Origin of the sequence: Geobacillus sp. WSUCF1, from assembly GCF_000422025.1 — a bacterium.
GTDB lineage: Bacteria > Bacillota > Bacilli > Bacillales > Anoxybacillaceae > Geobacillus > Geobacillus zalihae.
The window spans coordinates 13,251-30,876 of record NZ_ATCO01000033.1 but is presented as its reverse complement, the minus strand read 5'-3'; the positions used below and the strand labels follow the sequence as shown (position 1 = coordinate 30,876).

The 17,626-nt window shown below is 52.2% G+C and carries 14 protein-coding genes and 2 pseudogenes; 8 read left to right on the top strand and 8 right to left on the bottom strand.

The window, feature by feature from the left end:
• Window positions 1-276: 276 nt before the first annotated feature.
• Window positions 277-1,431, top strand: coding sequence for a glycerate kinase (locus tag I656_RS11795; RefSeq protein ID WP_033004956.1), 1,155 nt, complete (start codon window positions 277-279; stop codon window positions 1,429-1,431).
• A gap of 123 nt (window positions 1,432-1,554) precedes the next feature.
• Here the strand turns inward: I656_RS11795 and manA are convergent, their stop codons facing one another.
• Complete coding sequence (manA, locus tag I656_RS11800; protein WP_020754206.1) at window positions 1,555-2,517, bottom strand: mannose-6-phosphate isomerase, class I; 963 nt, start codon at window positions 2,515-2,517, stop codon at window positions 1,555-1,557.
• A 191-nt stretch (window positions 2,518-2,708) separates the two neighbouring features.
• Entirely contained in the window at window positions 2,709-4,235 is a 1,527-nt protein-coding gene (locus tag I656_RS11805) for an FAD-dependent oxidoreductase (protein WP_033004954.1), read from the bottom strand.
• A gap of 183 nt (window positions 4,236-4,418) precedes the next feature.
• Here I656_RS11805 and I656_RS11810 point away from each other — a divergent pair.
• Window positions 4,419-5,799, top strand: a pseudogene (locus tag I656_RS11810) (ATP-binding protein).
• A 140-nt stretch (window positions 5,800-5,939) separates the two neighbouring features.
• Here the strand turns inward: I656_RS11810 and I656_RS11815 are convergent.
• Window positions 5,940-6,401, bottom strand: a pseudogene (locus tag I656_RS11815) (amino acid permease); the annotation flags it as partial.
• A gap of 218 nt (window positions 6,402-6,619) precedes the next feature.
• On the opposite strand from I656_RS11815, the gene I656_RS11820 reads away from it, so the two are divergent.
• From I656_RS11820 to qoxD, 5 genes are all read left to right on the top strand, one after another.
• Window positions 6,620-7,363, top strand: coding sequence for an RNA methyltransferase (locus I656_RS11820; protein ID WP_013524869.1), 744 nt, complete (start codon window positions 6,620-6,622; stop codon window positions 7,361-7,363).
• 251 nt (window positions 7,364-7,614) lie between these two features.
• Complete coding sequence (gene qoxA, locus I656_RS11825; protein ID WP_033004951.1) at window positions 7,615-8,520, top strand: cytochrome aa3 quinol oxidase subunit II; 906 nt, start codon at window positions 7,615-7,617, stop codon at window positions 8,518-8,520.
• 17 nt (window positions 8,521-8,537) lie between these two features.
• Complete coding sequence (gene qoxB / locus I656_RS11830; RefSeq protein WP_020754200.1) at window positions 8,538-10,484, top strand: cytochrome aa3 quinol oxidase subunit I; 1,947 nt, start codon at window positions 8,538-8,540, stop codon at window positions 10,482-10,484.
• A 3-nt stretch (window positions 10,485-10,487) separates the two neighbouring features.
• Complete coding sequence (gene qoxC, locus I656_RS11835) at window positions 10,488-11,102, top strand: cytochrome aa3 quinol oxidase subunit III (RefSeq protein WP_020754199.1); 615 nt, start codon at window positions 10,488-10,490, stop codon at window positions 11,100-11,102.
• A gap of 2 nt (window positions 11,103-11,104) precedes the next feature.
• A complete protein-coding gene (gene qoxD / locus I656_RS11840; protein ID WP_013146682.1) occupies window positions 11,105-11,404 on the top strand; it encodes a cytochrome aa3 quinol oxidase subunit IV in 300 nt (99 codons plus the stop codon).
• 189 nt (window positions 11,405-11,593) lie between these two features.
• On the opposite strand, the gene I656_RS11845 is transcribed toward qoxD, so the two are convergent.
• From I656_RS11845 to I656_RS11855, 3 genes are all read right to left on the bottom strand, one after another.
• A complete protein-coding gene (locus I656_RS11845; RefSeq protein ID WP_015376110.1) occupies window positions 11,594-12,316 on the bottom strand; it encodes an amino acid ABC transporter ATP-binding protein in 723 nt (240 codons plus the stop codon).
• A complete protein-coding gene (locus I656_RS11850; protein WP_011232918.1) occupies window positions 12,313-12,969 on the bottom strand; it encodes an amino acid ABC transporter permease in 657 nt (218 codons plus the stop codon). Before I656_RS11850 ends, I656_RS11845 begins: the two co-directional genes overlap by 4 nt.
• A gap of 68 nt (window positions 12,970-13,037) precedes the next feature.
• Window positions 13,038-13,856 (bottom strand): basic amino acid ABC transporter substrate-binding protein, encoded by an 819-nt coding sequence (locus I656_RS11855; protein ID WP_015376109.1) that lies wholly within the window; start codon window positions 13,854-13,856, stop codon window positions 13,038-13,040.
• 407 nt (window positions 13,857-14,263) lie between these two features.
• On the opposite strand from I656_RS11855, the gene putP reads away from it, so the two are divergent.
• Window positions 14,264-15,721, top strand: coding sequence for a sodium/proline symporter PutP (gene putP, locus I656_RS11860; protein ID WP_015376108.1), 1,458 nt, complete (start codon window positions 14,264-14,266; stop codon window positions 15,719-15,721).
• 54 nt (window positions 15,722-15,775) lie between these two features.
• Here the strand turns inward: putP and I656_RS11865 are convergent, their stop codons facing one another.
• Both I656_RS11865 and pdxK read right to left on the bottom strand, forming a co-directional pair.
• Window positions 15,776-16,636, bottom strand: a complete 861-nt coding sequence (locus I656_RS11865) for a carbon-nitrogen hydrolase family protein (RefSeq protein WP_033004950.1) — start codon at window positions 16,634-16,636, stop codon at window positions 15,776-15,778.
• A 152-nt stretch (window positions 16,637-16,788) separates the two neighbouring features.
• Window positions 16,789-17,604: a pyridoxine/pyridoxal/pyridoxamine kinase gene (pdxK, locus tag I656_RS11870; protein WP_033004948.1), complete on the bottom strand. Its 816-nt coding sequence runs from the start codon at window positions 17,602-17,604 to the stop codon at window positions 16,789-16,791.
• Between the last annotated feature and the right edge of the window lie 22 nt (window positions 17,605-17,626).

The window sequence follows — 17,626 nt, the reverse complement described above, 5'->3', positions numbered from 1 at the left end:
ACCTCTGACAACTTCGTCGTTGATGAAGTGATTCCAAAAAGAGGAAGACCGCTCACATGCCAGTGGCTTTCAGCAAAAATACGGATTATAGCAGACGATGGCGAACGGTGAATTTGGAAACCGTCTTTTTTATAGAATCAACATGTTCCCAATTGGAACAAACGAACATATGGTTATATCTATTATAGTACTATATACATAATTGTGAAAATAGACAAAATGGCATTGTTTTTCGCTTTTTTTCCACAAAATTTGACACATGAGGAGGGAAAAAGAATGAAAATCGTTATTGCTCCTGATTCATTTAAAGAAAGCCTTTCTGCGCTCGAAGTCGCCGAGGCGGTCGAGCGTGGGTTTCGCACGGTGTTTCCGGAGGCGGAATACGTTAAGGTGCCGATGGCCGATGGCGGGGAAGGGACGGTGCGGTCGCTCGTTGATGCGACCGGCGGCCGCATCGTGGAAGTGAACGTGACCGGGCCGCTCGGCGAGCCGGTGCGGGCGTTTTTTGGTTTGCTTGGCGATGGGAAGACGGCGGTGATTGAGATGGCCGCCGCCTCAGGGCTGCACCTTGTCCCGCGCGACCGGCGCAATCCATTGGTGACGACGACGCGAGGGACAGGGGAGTTGATCCTTGCAGCGCTGGATGCCGGTGCCACCCACCTCATCATCGGCATTGGCGGCAGCGCGACGAACGACGGTGGGGCCGGCATGGTGCAGGCGCTCGGGGGAAGGCTTTTGGACGAAGACGGCTGCGACATCGGTCCGGGCGGCGGCGCGCTGGCCGATTTGCATGCGATTGACCTTTCCGGTCTCGACCCGCGTCTTGGGGGAGTCCGCATTGACGTGGCGTGCGACGTCGACAACCCGCTTACCGGTCCGAACGGAGCGTCGGCCATTTTCGGTCCGCAAAAGGGGGCGACACCGGACATGGTCGCGGTTCTTGACCGGAACTTGGCGCACTATGCCGACGTCATCCGACGTGATCTCGGCAAACAAGTCGGCGACATCCCGGGAGCGGGTGCGGCCGGCGGGTTGGGGGCGGGACTGCTCGCGTTTCTCCCGGCCGAGCTAAAGCGCGGCGTGGAGATTGTGATCGAGACGGTTCAGCTCGCAGAGCGCGTCAAAGACGCTGACTTGGTCATCACCGGCGAAGGGCGGATTGACGGACAGACGGTGTTCGGCAAAACGCCGATCGGCGTTGCCAAGACAGCGAAACAGTTCGGCGTCCCCGTCATCGGCATCGCCGGGTCGTTGGGCGACGACAGCGCGGTCGTCTTAGACCATGGCATTGACGCCCTCTTTACAATTGTTCCCGGCGTCATTCCGCTCGAGAAAGCGTTGGAGCAGGCGGAACAGTATGTGACGCAAACGGCGCGGCATATTGCGTACGTATACCGTCTTGGCCAACTAGGAAAACAATCCCCCCGTTAATATTTTCGACAAAAAGAAGGGGCTGACCCAAAAAGGCGACGCCCCTTAAATCGAACACAATTTGGTCATTTTGCTGCTTATGGCAATGAGAACGAGTGTCCCGAACCTTTGGGACACCCGCGTTTATTTGCCTTTCCGTGGCCACGACGCGATCGCCTGGAGGGAGCCGCGAATGGTGAAACGGCCGAATTGATGCGGCAAAATGAAATGGTCGCCCCGGCGAAGCAAGTATGTCTGTCCTTTGCGGACAAGCTCGCCTTCGCCTTCGAGGATGCTGACGATGAGAAACGGTTTTGCCTGCTCTGATTCGAACGCGCCGCGGACGTCCCATTTTTGGACGCCGAAGTAGTCGCCTTCCACGAATGTCGTCACAGTCGCGCCCGGGAATTCGGCGACATGGGGGCGGATGTCGATGTCGCGGTGCGGGACAGTCGTGACATCTATTGCTTTGTCAAGATGAAGCTCCCGCCTGCGCCCTTGGCTGTCGACACGGTCGTAGTCGTAGACGCGGTAGGTTGTATCTGAGCTTTGCTGCGTCTCAAGGACGAGCGTCCCTTCGCAAAGGGCGTGGATCGTGCCGCTCGGGACATAGAAGAAGTCGCCGGGGCGGATCGGCACTTTCCGAAGTAAACGATCCCATTCCCCCGCTTCCATCATCGCGCGCAGCTCTCCTTTCGTTTCTGCATAATGGCCGTAAATGAGCTTAGCGCCCGGCTTGCAGTCGATGATGTACCAACACTCCGTTTTGCCGAGTTCTCCGCCTTCATGCGTTTTGGCGTATTCATCGTCCGGGTGGACTTGGACTGACAAGTCGGCATTGGCGTCTAAAATTTTGGTCAACAGCGGGAAGCGGTCAGACGGGAAGTGGCCGAACAAATCGCGGCGTTCCTCCCATAATTGTCCGAGCGTCATCCCGGCAAACGGTCCGCGGGCGACGACCGTCTGCCCGTGCGGATGGGCGGACACCGCCCAGCATTCCCCGGTTTGCGAAGACGGAATGTCGTAGCCGAATCGTTCGGCGAGCTTCGTGCCGCCCCAAATCCGTTCTTGGAAGACAGGGGTGAGAAAAATCGGTTCAAGGTCCATGCGTCATCCCTCCCGAAAACATCATACAACATGCAGTCCACTCTAATTTTCATCTTATCACGAAATGCGCCATCGGCAAATGAAAACGATAAGGGGGTTAGGAACATACGCTCCCAACCCCCATTGGAACTCAAGGTCGACATGCCGATTGCGACGATGTTCTGCACGCGCCGCCGTCCTGCGTCAGCGCCTCACTTCGCGTCATCAAGTTCAATGCGCGCGAGCGGCTGTTTCGCCGGTCCTTCGATCACATCGCCATCGATCGAGAAGCGCGAGCCATGACATGGGCAGTCCCATGTCCGGTCGCCGCTGTTCCACTCCAGCTCGCAACCCATATGAGTGCACGTCGTGTCAACGACATGGAGTCCCCCGGCTTCGTCCTTATAGGCGCCAGCCCGCTTTCCGTTGACCGAGACAACCGCCCCTTCGCCATGCGCCAAATCTTGCGGCCGGCGGACAACCGGTTCGATCTTTCCCACCAGCAAATGTTTGGCGACGTCAAGGTTTGTCGTGAAAAACTGCTTCATGCTTGGATCAGCGTAAAAGCGCGACGGGGAGTACAAGTCGCGGTATCGGTTGTCGCGGTCGAGGATGAGGTCAGACAAAAGCATCCCGGCGACCGTCCCGTTCGTCATCCCCCACTTCCGGTACCCTGTCGCGACATAAATGTTTGGCGTCCCTGCCGTCATCGGGCCGATGTACGGCACGTTGTCCAGCGTCGTCAAATCTTGGGCGGACCAACGGTAACGGATGTCGTTCACCGTAAACAGCTGCGAAGCGAACGAGGACAGCGCCTCGTAATGACGCATCGTCGGCACGCCTTGGCCGGTTTTATGGTTTTCGCCGCCAATCAGGATAAGCGTCTCGCTGCCTGCCGTTGCGGAGCGGATCGAGCGTTTCGGTTCATCGGCGCTTAAATACATGCCGCCCGGGTACGGTTCCGTGATCGTCACTCCCAATACGTACGACCGTTCAGCGTACATGCGCGAAAAGTAAAACCCGCCGTCGTAAAACGGAAAGTGAGAACAGACGGCGACATGGTCGCACTCAACCCGTTTTTTGTCTCGCGTAATGACTGTCATCCTTTTTCCTTGTTCAATATCCGCCGCTGGTGTGTGTTCGTAAATGGCGCTACCAGCCTGTGTGATCGAATCGACGAGCTTGGCCAAATATTTGAGCGGATGAAATTGCGCCTGCCTCTTCATCACGACCGCTGCCGCCACCGGCAGCGGGAGCGGGATCGACTCAACGAAGGCGCCGTCAATGCCGAGCCGTTCGTACGCTTCCCATTCTTTCACTAGTTTTTGGAAAGAAGAGGAAGACGTCGTATAAATATAGGCATCTTGCTCGCAAAAGTCGCAGTCTATTTGTTGTTCTTCGATCGTGCGGCGGATAAACTGGAGTGCGTCCATGCAGGCGTCATAATAGAGCCGCGCCTTTTCTGCACCGAAATGGTTAAGAAATTCATCATAGACGAGATCGTGCTGGGCGGTGATTTTCGCTGTCGTATGGCCGGTCGTGCCGTTCAGGAGCCGGTCGGCTTCCAGAAGGGCGACGCGCGCCCCTTGCGCCGACAGCAAATACGCTGTTGTAATCCCGGAAATGCCGCCGCCGATGACTGCGACGTCGACGGAAATGTCCGCATCGAGTTTCGGAAACGACGGAAGCGAAACGGAGTCGCGCCAGTAAGGCTCTACGGTGGAAGGAAGGGACGACATGATGACCTCCTCCTTGCATGTCAATGTTGTCTTCTGTAGTTTTCCTTTTATCGGGCGAACTATTCCACATATCCACAACCGTTTTCTTTTTTTGGCAACTATCCGCAAGGAGAAGGAAAGATGGTACAATAGAAAAAGGGAATCAAACTGTTTTGCAAAAATAACGTCAAAGGAAGATCGGGAGTGAATAAATATACAAATTCGTTTCATGAACGCCCCCATGCGCTGGCAGACAGCCTGATTTTAGAGCATTACAGCTTAAGTGAGCTCAATTTCGAGACCGTCAGCCATTACCGCGAGAGGTTTGCTCGGGTGAAACCGGGCCATCCATGGAACGGGCTCGAGACAAAAGAATTTTTATACAAAATCGGCGCGTGGGGCAAGCTGCGCGACAGCAGCAAAGAAGGGCTGACGCTCGCGGGATTGTTGATGTTCAGTGAGGAGCGGATCATCACCGAGGTGCTGCCGCAATACTTTTTGGAATATCGAGAGCACGCTGACGGTGAAGCGGCAGGATGGACGAAGCGGTTCACATCACAAGACGGCACATGGTCGGGCAACATTTACGATTTTTATTTTCGCGTGTTGACTGAGCTGGAGCGTCACGTTTGGGCGGATGAAGGGCGCGCTCTGCTTGGCGAGGCGCTTGCGAATGCCATCGTTCATGCCGATTATGGGGAGGAAGGCGGCATCACCGTCGAAAAAGAGGATCGTTCATTTCGCTTTGCCAACCCGGGACGGTTTCGCATCCCGATTGAAGCGGCAATGGCGGGGCATACAAGCAATTTGCGCAACCCGAATATTTTTAAAATGTTTTTGCTGATCGACGTATGCAAACGCGCGGGATCGGGCCTTAAGCGAATGTGTGATATGCAGGAACAGGCGCTTGTCTGTCCGGTCGATATCTCGCAGCAAACGAATCCAGACCGTACAATCGTTGTGTTGTGTCCGCTGCAATTTCCAGCTGAAATTAGCGCAACAATGGAAACAGAACCGGCTGGACAGCTGGAACAGCCGGAACCCGAATGGCTGGATCCGGACAGCGGACAGGAAACCGAGAGCTTCATAACTAACGAACTAAGTTTAGTAAGTATAGACACCAACTCCGTTAACAACGAAGAAAACTCCGTAAATATAAACAAAAACTCCGTAAACAGCAGGTCGAACTCCATAAAAAACGAGCCTGACTCCGTAAATAGAACGTTGAACTCTATAAATAATGGGCTGGAGTTCGTAAATAGCTTGCTTAGCTCCGTAAACAACGACATCAGTATGCATGACAGCAACGAAAAAGGGGAAACGATCGACGAACGGCTATGGAAGATGGCAGAATTGGCACGGCGAAAAAAAACGGTTGGCTCCAGCGGTCATGGAACAATTGATCATTCGGTTATGCCGCGAGCGGCCGCTACGCCTGAAAGAGCTGGCTGAGCTGCTCGAACGAACGCCGGATGGATTGCGCAACAATTATTTAGGAAAGCTGCTGGAGGAAGGGAAAATCCGCTTAAAATACCCGGATCAGCCCAATCATCCGCGCCAAGCCTACATAGCGGTTGATGAATGAAAGGATGAAAGCGAGTCATGATCCAAACGGAAATACACCGATCGGAAGGATGGCGTCTGCGATTGCACATTTCCTGCTTTTTGTTTTATAAAGAGGGTGTCCCGCAAGGATGGGGACACCCTCTCTTTTGATCGGACTTGTCATCCAGCTTGCTTTTCTTCGGCTTGGCCATGCTGGCGACGATGCATTCCTTTGGCGAAGTATACGGCTGTCAAAAGCAGCAGCCAGGCTGGGCCGATGATCAAAGCGATGCGCGTATCCGGGAAATACGCCATTAGGGCGGCAACGCCGATCAAAAAGGCAAGCGACACGTATGAGCTGTACGGATAAAGCGGAAGTTTGAACGTGAGACGTTGTGCTTGTTCCGCGCTCAACTGTTTGCGGAATTTCAGCTGGGACAGCAAAATGACCGCCCACGTCCAAATGGCGCCGAATGTGGCGATGCTTGTCACCCATTGGAACACTTTTTCCGATACGTAGTTCAAATATACGCCGACAAGCATGACAAGCGCAGTGGCGATCAAGGCCGCGCCCGGAATGCCGCGCTTTGTCAGCCGGCCGAATGCGCTCGGCGCTTCTTGCTGTTCGGCGAGGTTAAACAGCTTGATAATAAATAATATTTTTTGAAAAAGTATTTTTGAAGCGCTTACATTATAATACTAACCGATAGATAAAGAGGTTGTAAATGAGCAATGTTTTCAAGTTATTATATATTTAATAATCTGAATAGTATTTAAAAATACATGAATTGCCTTGGCATCCTGTCATTTTGTACAATGGGAAACACAGAATACGCTAGGCTTGGAAAGGGGGATGCGTTGTGGAAGAACGGGAAGCGACATCATTTTTGGAACAGCTGCGGCAAGAAGGGCTGATCACCGAATCGACGCGTCCGGTTTGGGAAATGATTTTGCCAAGGCGGCTTCGGCGGATGTATGAGGTTTTGAATGAGCGCACCCGCTATATTACCGTCTTGATCGAAGCGGTCGATGACCCGCATAACCAAGCGGCGGTGCTGCGGACGGCGGAAGCGTTTGGCGTTCAAGACGTTCATATCGTGACGGGAAAGGCGCCGTTTTCGCCGAACCGGCTTGTGACGCGCTATGCCGATCAGTGGCTGACGCTCCACCATAAGCCAGATATCAAAACGGCCATTGCCGATTTGAAAAGTCAAGGGTATCAAGTGTATGCAAGCTATCTTGGTGAGGGGACGATTCCGGTTTCCGACATCGATCTGTCCCAACCGACAGCGCTGTTGTTTGGCAACGAGCATAGCGGCGTGTCGGAAGAGGCGCTCCGCTTGGCGGACGGAACGTTTGTCATTCCGATGTACGGCTTTGTGCAAAGCTTTAACATTTCCGTCGCCGCTGCGTTAGCGCTCTATGATGTCACCGAGCGGGCGCGCCGCCAGGCCGGCCGACACTACTATTTATTGCCTGGAGAGAAAAAGGCGTTGTATGAACAATGGATGTGGCAAACGTTAAACCCACGCATTCGTAAACAGTTGCAGCAACAAGGATATGCCATTCAAACGAACGAAGGACAGCTGGGTTCTTTTTCATAAAGAATTCAGCTGTCTTGTTTTATGGCGGGCTTTTCCGCAACTCTCCTTTCTCATCAATATTTCCCTGAACGAGGAAAACAATTGGCGATTTCTTGAACAATGATTGAACAGTTTGTGACAAATGTTTTGCTGATTTATGAACTTTTTCGCTCATTCGTTTCAAACATTTTCAATTTTGATATGGTAGAGACAAAAGAAAATGCATGGAAGGCCCCGAAATGGTTGGGGCGGAAGAGGGAGGACCGATAGCGATGAAATGGGCGAGATGGCGCGCGGTGCTGGTTTTGCCGTTTTTGTTTTTGCTTGGGGGCTGCGTGGAGCGCACGGCCGTGCTCAATCCGCAAGGGCCGGTGGCGCGCATGCAGTATGATTTGATCATGTGGTCTGTCGGCTTTATGTTGTTCATTATTGTTGTTGTATTTACGTTATTTGCCGTTTTTCTCATTCGTTATCGCGAGAAGCCGGAAAATGCCGGCTATGAGCCGCCGGATGAGGAAGGGAACACGTTGCTTGAAGTCGTCTGGACGGCCATTCCGATTTTGATTGTTGCTGCGCTCGCTGTTCCAACAGTGAAGGCGACGTTTGCGTTGGAAAAGCCGCCGACCGAGAAAGTGAAACCGATCACGATTCATGTGACGGCGGCGAACTGGAAATGGATTTTCAGCTATCCGGAAGAAAACATTGAAACGGTCAACTACGTCCATATTCCGGCCGGTGTGCCGGTCAAGTTTAAGCTGACTTCGGTCGGACCGATGAACTCGTTTTGGGTGCCGGAATTAGGTGGGCAAAAATATGCGATGGACGGCATGGAGACAGAGCTGATCTTGCAAGCCGATAAGCCCGGTTCCTACATGGGGCGGAGCGCCAACTTTTCCGGGGAAAAGTTCGCCCATATGGAGTTTGAGGTCGTCGCACAAACGGGAACGGACTTCCGCAAATGGGTAAATGAAGTGAAACAAACCGCCCCGAAGCTCGATGAGAAAAAATATACACAAATTTTAAAACCGGGGCTTGTTGGGCGAATGACGTTTTCGAACACCCACTTACAATGGATTGACCATGCGAAACAAAACAGCCATCATGCAGATGGAAAGCCAATGAAAAACGACGATCAAAGCGATGAAGCGATGACAAACAGTCATCATCATGGGGAGTAGGAAAGGAGGAGCGAAAGATGAAATGGAGCGAGTTTTTTGTCACGGGTGAGCCGCTCATTTATGCCGCCGATGTCGCCATCGTCTTGACGATGGTCGGCATTGTGTTTGTGTTGACCTATTTTAAAAAATGGAAATGGCTGTGGAACGAATGGCTCACGACGGTGGATCATAAAAAGATTGGCGTCATGTACATTATTTGCGCAGTTTTGATGCTCTTCCGCGGCGGCGTCGATGCGCTTTTGATGCGGGCGCAGCTGACCGCGCCGAACATGAAGTTTCTTGACGCGCAGCATTACAATGAAATATTTACGACGCACGGGACGATTATGATCTTGTTTATGGCGATGCCGTTCATCATCGGTTTGATGAACATTGTCGTTCCGCTGCAAATCGGGGCGCGCGACGTCGCGTTTCCATATTTGAATGCGTTAAGCTTTTGGCTCTTTTTCTTCGGTGCGTTGCTGTTTAACATTTCATTCGTCATCGGCGGATCGCCGGATGCCGGTTGGACGGCGTACTTCCCGCTTGCCGGCAACGAATTCAGCCATGGCGTCGGCAACAACTATTACGCTGTCGCTTTACAAATTTCCGGGATCGGAACATTGATGACCGGGATCAACTTCCTTGTCACGATTTTAAAAATGCGCGCGCCGGGCATGACATTGATGCGCATGCCGATGTTTACGTGGACGATTCTCATTACGTGCGTGCTTATTATTTTCGCCTTCCCGGTATTGACCGTCGCCTTGGCATTAATGACGTTCGACCGCGTATTTGGCACGCAATTTTTCACGATGGCCAATGGCGGCATGTCAATGCTCTGGGCGAACTTGTTCTGGATTTGGGGTCACCCGGAAGTGTATATCGTCATTTTGCCTTCGTTCGGCATTTTCTCGGAGGTCGTCAGCACGTTTGCCCAAAAACGCTTGTTTGGTTATAAGGCCATGGTCGGTTCGATCGTCGGCATTGCGTTCCTGAGCTTTATCGTTTGGGTGCACCACTTCTTTACGATGGGCGCAGGGCCGGCAGTGAACTCTGCCTTCTCGATCACGACGATGGCGATCGCGATCCCGACCGGGGTGAAAATTTTCAACTGGCTGTTTACGATCCGAAAAGGGAAAATTCGTTTTACAACGGCGATGCTTTGGTCGCTGGCGTTCATTCCGAACTTTGTCATCGGCGGCGTGACGGGGGTTATGTTGGCGATGGCGGCGGCCGATTATCAATACCATAACAGCTATTTTCTGATTGCCCATTTCCATTACGTGTTGATCGCGGGTACGGTGTTCGCCTGCTTTGCCGGTTTGCATTATTGGTATCCGAAAATGTTCGGCCATATCTTGAATGAACGGCTTGGCAAGTGGACGTTTTGGCTGTTTATGATCGGCTTTAACATCTGCTTCTTCCCGATGTATTTCCTCGGATTGATGGGGATGACGCGCCGCATGTACACGTACTCGGCTGGTCTCGGCTGGACGCCGCTCAACGTCGTCGCGACGGTCGGGGCGGTGTTGATGGGCATCGGGTTTATCGTGCTTTGTTACAACATTTATTACAGCGCCCGCTACGGCGAGCGCGACATGACCGGCGACCCGTGGAACGGGCGGACGCTCGAGTGGGCGACCGCGTCGCCGCCGGTGCATTACAATTTCCCGGTGACGCCGGTTGTCGAAGATGTGGATGCCTATTGGGTGATGAAGAAAAAATATGGCGGCTTCCACGTGAAAGAAGAAGACTTGAAGCCGATCCATATGCCAAGCAACTCAGGACGCCCGTTTTGGATGTCGGTGGCGTTTTTCGTCGCCGGGTTCGGCCTTGTGTTCAAGTGGTTTGCGTTGGCTATCGTTGGTGCGTTGTTCATTGTGCTTGGATTGATTCTCCGCTCATTTGAAGACGATGATGGCTACCATATTCCGGTTGACGAAATCAAACGGATGGAACGAGCGGCGCGGAAGGGGGCGTAACGAATGGGAGAAGCTGCACATCGCTATGATGAAACGCTGCCGTTGGAGTATCGGACGCAAGAGAGTCGGTTGAACATATTGGGCTTTTGGATTTTCCTCGGGGCGGAAGTCGCGTTGTTTGCGACGCTGTTTGCGACGTATCTCGTCTTGTTCCAACGGACCGGCTCGGGGCCGACGGCAGGGGAGCTGTTTGAGGTACAAGACGTTCTGATTGAAACGCTGTTGCTTTTAACGAGCAGTTTTACGTGCGGGTTGGCCATTTTTGAAATGCGCCGCGGCCGCATAAGCGGGCTCATCGCTTGGCTGCTGGTGACGCTTTTGCTCGGCGCCGGGTTTATTACGTTTGAAATTCGCGAGTTCATCCATTACGTCCATGAAGGAGCGACGATGCAGACGAGCGCATTTTTATCAAGCTTTTTCGTGCTCGTCGGCACGCACGGCGCCCACGTCAGTTTAGGAATTGGCTGGATGATTTTGATCATCATCCAGCTCCTCCAGCGCGGCTTTACGCCGAAAACAGCGCGGAAAGTGTTTATTGTCAGCTTGTACTGGCACTTTTTGGACGTCGTTTGGATTTTCATCTTCACGCTCGTCTATTTGTTAGGGATGGTGATCTAACCATGGGCACGAACGGCCATCACGAATCATTTCCGTGGAAACATATCATTGGGTTTTTGTTGTCGCTCGTCTTGACGTTTGCCGCTCTTTGGGTGGCGCTCTCATCCGGACTGCCGCTCAAAGCGGTCATTGTCATCATTGTTGTGTTTGCGGTGATTCAAGCAAGCTTGCAGCTGTTTATGTTCATGCATGTCAACGAAAGCGACAGCGGCCGCATTCAAACATTCAACATGGCGTACAGCTTCTTTATCGCCATTGTCGTTGTCGCCGGTTCGATTTGGGTGATGCAGTTTGTGTTGTAAAGCGAGGCTGGCCGGGGATTCGGCCGGCTTTTTATGTTCAGAAGGACTTTTGTGGTTGTCATAGATGCCTGAAATGGGGGAGCCGTTGACGGAACATTGAAGAGATGGGGAGGCAACATGGTTGCATTATAGGGGGCATGATATGTGCCTAAAAAAAGTCGTCTTGCCTCGAACAGGCAAGACGACTTTTTACAGCACTTTTGATAAAAACGCTTTCGTCCGCTCATGCTGCGGGTGGTCGAACAAGTCTTCCGGCTTCCCTTCCTCGACAATGTAGCCGCCGTCCATAAACAGGACGCGGTCGCCGACTTCACGGGCAAAGCCCATCTCGTGGGTGACGACGACCATCGTCATCCCTTCATTGGCCAGCTGCTTCATGACCGAGAGCACTTCCCCGACCATTTCCGGGTCGAGCGCTGATGTCGGCTCGTCAAACAGCATGATTTTCGGTTCCATGGCGAGCGCCCGGGCGATGGCGACGCGCTGCGCCTGCCCACCGGAGAGGGAGTCCGGGTAGACATGCGCTTTGTCTTGCAGCCCGACTTTGGCGAGCAGCTCCATCGCCTTCGCTTCCGCTTTTTCACGCGGCCATTTCCGCACTTTCATCAGTGCCAGCGTGATATTGTTCAGCACCGTCATATGCGGAAACAAGTTAAAGCGCTGGAACACCATTCCGACTTCTTCCCGCACTTTATTTAAGTTCGTGTCTTTCGCCTTTAAATTAATGCCGTCAATAATAATTTCACCTTCATCGAAATCCTCAAGCAAGTTTAAACAGCGTAAAAACGTCGATTTTCCCGACCCCGATGGGCCGATGACGACCACGACTTCTCCTTCGCGAATATGGACATCGATTCCTTTTAAAACTTGGAGCGAACCGAACGATTTTTTCAGCTGGCGTACGTCAATCATTGGGTCGAATACTTCCTTTCAAGATAGTGTGACAGTTTGCTTAACGAAAGCGTTAAGAGCAAATAGATGAACGCCACTGTTAAATACGGCTCCCAAACGCGGTAATACTCACCCGCGGCCGCTTTCCCCCAATACATGATTTCCGGGGCGGCGATGACCATCCCAAGCGACGAATCTTTAATTAAGACGATAAACTCGTTCGCAAACGGCGGAATCATTCGCTTTAACGCCTGCGGCAAAATAATGTAGCGCATCGCCTGCGCATGCGTCATCCCAAGCGAGCGGGCCGCTTCCATTTGCCCTTTGTCGATCGACTGGATGCCGGCGCGGAAAATCTCGGCCACATACGCGGCCGAGTTGAGCGACAGCGAGACGGCCAGGGAAGCGACGGCATTTGGCTGGGCGAAAAAGAGCGGCATGGCGCCGAAATGGACGAGCAAAATTTGCACGACAAGCGGCGTACCGCGGAAAAAGTTAATGTACCACGAAAACGGCAAACGAATAATCGGGTTGGACGACATTTTGCCAAGGCCGATGAACAGGCCGAGAATGAGGCCGAACACGATGCCGGCTAATGATACGCCGATCGTTACGAGCAGCCCTTGCCAAAAGTAAGGGGCGTATTCAACAATAATATCAAAACGAAAATCCATCGCTCTCACCTTTCTCTACGAAAAATGCGTAACTTGCGGGTAGTTACGCATTTTCTTTGTTCGCACGCTTATTGTTGTTTTAATCGATCAAGCTTCGGTTCTTTTCCAAACCATTTTTTATAGATTTCAGTGTATTTGCCGCTGTTGATGACGTTTTTTAATGCTTCGTCCACTTTTGCTTTCAATTCGCTGTTTTTTGGGAAGATCATACCATAATATTCTGAAGCGAAGTTTTTTGGATCCTCAATGACTTGCAGTTTTTTATTGGGATTGTTTTTCACGTATTCGTTCGCCACTGCATTGTCCGTGATAACAGCATCAACGCCGCCGTTTAGAAGCTCCATAATGGCAACGACTGTTGTTTCGAATTTTTTAATATGAGGGCCTTTCCCAAAAAGCTTTTCTGCTGCTTCTTGACCAGTTGTCGCGTTTTGAACGCCGATCGTTTTCCCTTTTAAGTCAAGGGCGTTTTTCACCGGGCTGCCTTGTTTGACTAAGATGACTTGTGTTGCTTCAAAGTACGGAGCTGAGAAATCATAAGATTGTTTCCGCTCGTCCGTAATCGTAATGCCGGAAATGCCCATGTCGATTTCTTTGCTTTGCAGCGAAGCGAACAGCGGATCCCAGCCGATGTTTTTTAATTCATAATCCAAGCCGGCTTCTTTCATCACCGCATCCAAAAGGTCGGCGTCAAACCCAACAATTTTTCCTTTTTGCATATATTCAAATGGCGCAAACGCCGCGTCCGTCCCGACGGTGATTTTTTGCTTCCCTTCTTTTTCAGCGCCTGACGGAGAGCTTGTTTCTGTCGACTTGCCACAAGCGGCGAGCGCCATAAACAACGCAGCAACGACCGCTACGATCAAACCTTTCTTCATTTTTAACATCCTATAAAATCCCCCTTTGGAATCATTGTCGATGAACGATTATCATACTATCAATATTTTTGTTATTATGCAATAGGTTTTATAAAAATAATTGTTTGAACATTTTGGTACTGCCGTATAAATGGGGAAAAGGCGCATTTTTCAATGTTTTTCGCCACATTAACTGAAGGGCATATGGCTAATATCATTTCGTGTGCATTTTTATAAAATAATTTTTTATGTATAAAAAGACATAAACGATTGATTTTTAATTTACAGAATATTATACCAGAAAGAGGGTAGAGTTGGCAAAGGTTTTGTCAATTTGTTTATTATAGCGGTATGGAAAAATAAATACTATTGTGTAAATACTATCAATTTCGTTATGATGAAAGTGGTGACAAGACAGTAGAGGAAGGAGAGTCCATATGGTTTTATTTTCCGTCATTGTGTATTTAGTCGGCATGCTTTGGATTGGCTATTGGGCGTATAAACGGACGTCGAATTTGTCCGATTATATGCTTGGCGGCCGGACGCTCGGGCCGGCGGTGACGGCGCTCAGCGCCGGGGCTTCCGACATGAGCGGCTGGCTGCTCATGGGGCTGCCGGGGGCGATGTATGTCGATGGGGTGAGCGCCGCCTGGATCGTCATCGGCTTGACGCTTGGCGCTTATGCAAACTGGTTGTTTGTCGCGCCGCGCTTGCGCGTCTATACGGAAGTAGCGAACGACTCGATTACGATTCCGGAGTTTTTGGAAAACCGTTTCGGCGATGCGTCGAAATTGTTGCGGATGGCATCTGGGATTGTCATTATGGTCTTTTTTACGTTTTATGTCTCGTCCGGCCTCGTTTCGGGGGGCGTTCTGTTTGAAAACTCGTTTGGTGTCAGCTACCATACGGGCTTGTGGATCGTCGGCGGCGTTGTCGTCGCTTACACGCTGTTTGGCGGCTTTTTGGCCGTCAGCTGGACGGACTTTGTCCAAGGGACGATTATGTTCATCGCGTTGATTTTAGTGCCGGTCGTGACGCTGTTCCATACAGGCGGGCCGGTGGATACGATGGAGACGATTCGCGACATCGATCCCAACTTGTTGAATATATGGAAAGGAACAAGTTTTCTTGGCATCATTTCATTATTCGCCTGGGGGCTTGGGTATTTCGGCCAGCCGCACATTATCGTCCGCTTTATGGCCATTAAGTCGGTGAAAGAAATGAAAAGCGCCCGCCGCATCGGCATGGGTTGGATGATTTTCTCGGTTGTCGGAGCGATGTTGACCGGTCTTTTTGGAATCGCTTACTTTTCGCAGCGCGGCATGAAACTTGATGATCCGGAAACGGTGTTTATTCAACTCGGACACATTTTGTTCCATCCGATTATTACTGGGTTTTTGCTGGCGGCGATTTTAGCCGCGATTATGAGCACCATTTCATCCCAGCTGCTCGTCACCTCGAGCTCGCTGACCGAAGACTTGTATAAAGTCGTGTTCCGCCGCGCGGCTTCGGATAAGGAGCTTGTCTTCGTCGGGCGTTTGTCGGTGCTCCTTGTCGCCATTGTCGCAACGGCGCTGGCGTACACGAAAAACGACACGATTTTAAACTTGGTCGGCTATGCGTGGGCTGGATTTGGCGCATCGTTTGGCCCCGTCATTTTGCTTAGCTTATGCTGGCGGCGGATGACGAAATGGGGGGCGCTCGCCGGCATGGTCGCTGGGGCATTGACGGTCATTCTTTGGACGCAATCCGCCTACTTAAAAGGGCTGTTGTATGAAATGATCCCCGGTTTTGCCGCCAGCTTGGCAGCGATTGTGATCGTCAGCTTGCTGACGAAGGAGCCAGAAGGGAAAGTAGCTGAACAATTTGATCGATTCAAGCAGTTGCTGTCCTAAAAATAGGCAAAAGGGTGTCCCCTTGCGCAGGGGCACCCTTTTTGTCGTTTAGGACTATTTCACTTGATTCCAATCCGGGTACAAGTCGATGCGCCGGTCGCGCCATGTCGCGACCGATCCTTTTTCCCGCACTTTGCGAAGGAGCGACAAGTCAAGGTCAGCGGTAATGACCATGTCGCTGTTGATCTCGCCCGCCGCAAGCACGCCGCCTTGCGGGAACGGGATGTCGTTTGGCGTGATGACGGCCGCTTGGCCGAAATTGGCGCGCATAAAGTCGACCGTCGGAAGCGACCCGACCGTGCCGGTCGTGACGACATACACTTCGTTTTCGACCGCCCGCGCGTGGCAACAATACCGTACGCGGTAAAACCCGTGCCGGTCATCGGTGCACGACGGACAGAAGATGACATCTGCCCCTTTGGCGCGCGCCATGCGAACGATTTCCGGAAACTCGATGTCATAGCACGTCAAAATGGCGATCGTCGCTTTGTCCGTTTCAAACACATGCACGCCGTCGCCTGGAGCGATATTCCACTCGTTGACCTCAGTCGGGGTGATATGCAGCTTCGCTTGGCGATGGACCGTCCCGTCCGGCGCAAACAAATGGGCGACATTGTACAGCTTGCCGTTTTCGCGGATGACATGCGTGCCGCCGATCAAATACATGCCGGTGTCTTTAGCGAGCGACACAAACAGCTCGGTGTATTTTTCGGTATAATTCGGCAAGTCATCAATCGTCGCTTGCCGTCCGTCGTCAAGCGGAATCGAGAGCAGCTGGGTGGTGAAAAATTCCGGGAACAACACAAACTCAGCGTCAAACTCTTGCGCTGTTTTGACGTAATGCGTCACTTGCGCGGCAAATTCATCAAACGAACGGATGGTATGAAGATGATATTGGACAGCCGAGACGCGCAATGGCGGCACCTTCCTTTCTATTTCTATATGGCATCTATTTTAGCGCCATGCAAATCGTTTGGAGGCATTTGCTTTTTCGGTATGCGCAGGCCTCGCTCCCTTCCTAATTCCAAGGAGGGGAGTTGCGGAAAAAGACAAGGACGAGGCCTTGTCTATTGTTCGCCGTAGCGGCGGTACGCGCCGTGATGCGTCGGCCCGACGTATTCGTTTAACGGGAACGAGTGGCGGATGGCGGCGGTGATGAACGCTTTGGCCGTCGCAATGGCGTCTTTCACCGGCCGGCCTTTCGCCAGTTCGGCGGCAATGGCGGCCGAGAACGTGCAGCCGGCGCCGTGCGTATACGTCGTGTCGATCCGTTCCGATTCAAGCAGTTCGAACGTTTGGCCGTCATAAAGGACGTCAACCGCATAGTCGTGCGGAATTTTCCGTCCGCCTTTGACGATCACATATTGAGCTCCGAGCTCATGAATGCGTCCAGCCGCCTCTTTCATGTCTTCAACCGTTTCAATGCGCGGCAGGCCGGCTAGCTGCGCCGCCTCAAACAAGTTCGGCGTCACGACCGTTGCTTTTGGCACGAGCGTTTCCCGGTAGCACACCGTATTTTCCGGGTGGAGCGGCTCATCCGCCCCTTTGCACACCATAACCGGGTCGATGACGGCGTTTTTCAAGCCATGTTTTTCAATGGCGCGCGCTGCCAATTCAATGATATCCGTCGTCGGCAGCATCCCCGTTTTGAAGGCGTCGACGCCAACGCCGACGATGATCGTCTCAAGCTGAGCTTCGATCGTCGCCAAGTCCACCGGAAACACTTGATGCGCCCAACGGTTGTGCGGATCCATGGCGACGATCGTCGTGATCGCCGTCATTCCGTATACGCCAAGCTCTTGGAACGTTTTCAAGTCCGCCTGCAGCCCGGCGCCGCCGCTGCTGTCTGACCCGGCGATCGTTAACGCTTTTGGCATCGTCATCGTCATCACTCCTTTGTTCTAC

Coding starts and splice junctions, on each gene's coding strand:
- I656_RS11795 (WP_033004956.1), top strand. CDS start 277: ATGAAAATCGTTATTGCTCCTGATTCATTTAAAGAAAGCCTTTCTGCG.
- manA (WP_020754206.1), bottom strand. CDS start 2,517: ATGGACCTTGAACCGATTTTTCTCACCCCTGTCTTCCAAGAACGGATT.
- I656_RS11805 (WP_033004954.1), bottom strand. CDS start 4,235: ATGTCGTCCCTTCCTTCCACCGTAGAGCCTTACTGGCGCGACTCCGTT.
- qoxA (WP_033004951.1), top strand. CDS start 7,615: ATGAAATGGGCGAGATGGCGCGCGGTGCTGGTTTTGCCGTTTTTGTTT.
- qoxB (WP_020754200.1), top strand. CDS start 8,538: ATGAAATGGAGCGAGTTTTTTGTCACGGGTGAGCCGCTCATTTATGCC.
- qoxC (WP_020754199.1), top strand. CDS start 10,488: ATGGGAGAAGCTGCACATCGCTATGATGAAACGCTGCCGTTGGAGTAT.
- qoxD (WP_013146682.1), top strand. CDS start 11,105: ATGGGCACGAACGGCCATCACGAATCATTTCCGTGGAAACATATCATT.
- I656_RS11845 (WP_015376110.1), bottom strand. CDS start 12,316: ATGATTGACGTACGCCAGCTGAAAAAATCGTTCGGTTCGCTCCAAGTT.
- I656_RS11850 (WP_011232918.1), bottom strand. CDS start 12,969: ATGGATTTTCGTTTTGATATTATTGTTGAATACGCCCCTTACTTTTGG.
- I656_RS11855 (WP_015376109.1), bottom strand. CDS start 13,856: ATGTTAAAAATGAAGAAAGGTTTGATCGTAGCGGTCGTTGCTGCGTTG.
- putP (WP_015376108.1), top strand. CDS start 14,264: ATGGTTTTATTTTCCGTCATTGTGTATTTAGTCGGCATGCTTTGGATT.
- pdxK (WP_033004948.1), bottom strand. CDS start 17,604: ATGACGATGCCAAAAGCGTTAACGATCGCCGGGTCAGACAGCAGCGGC.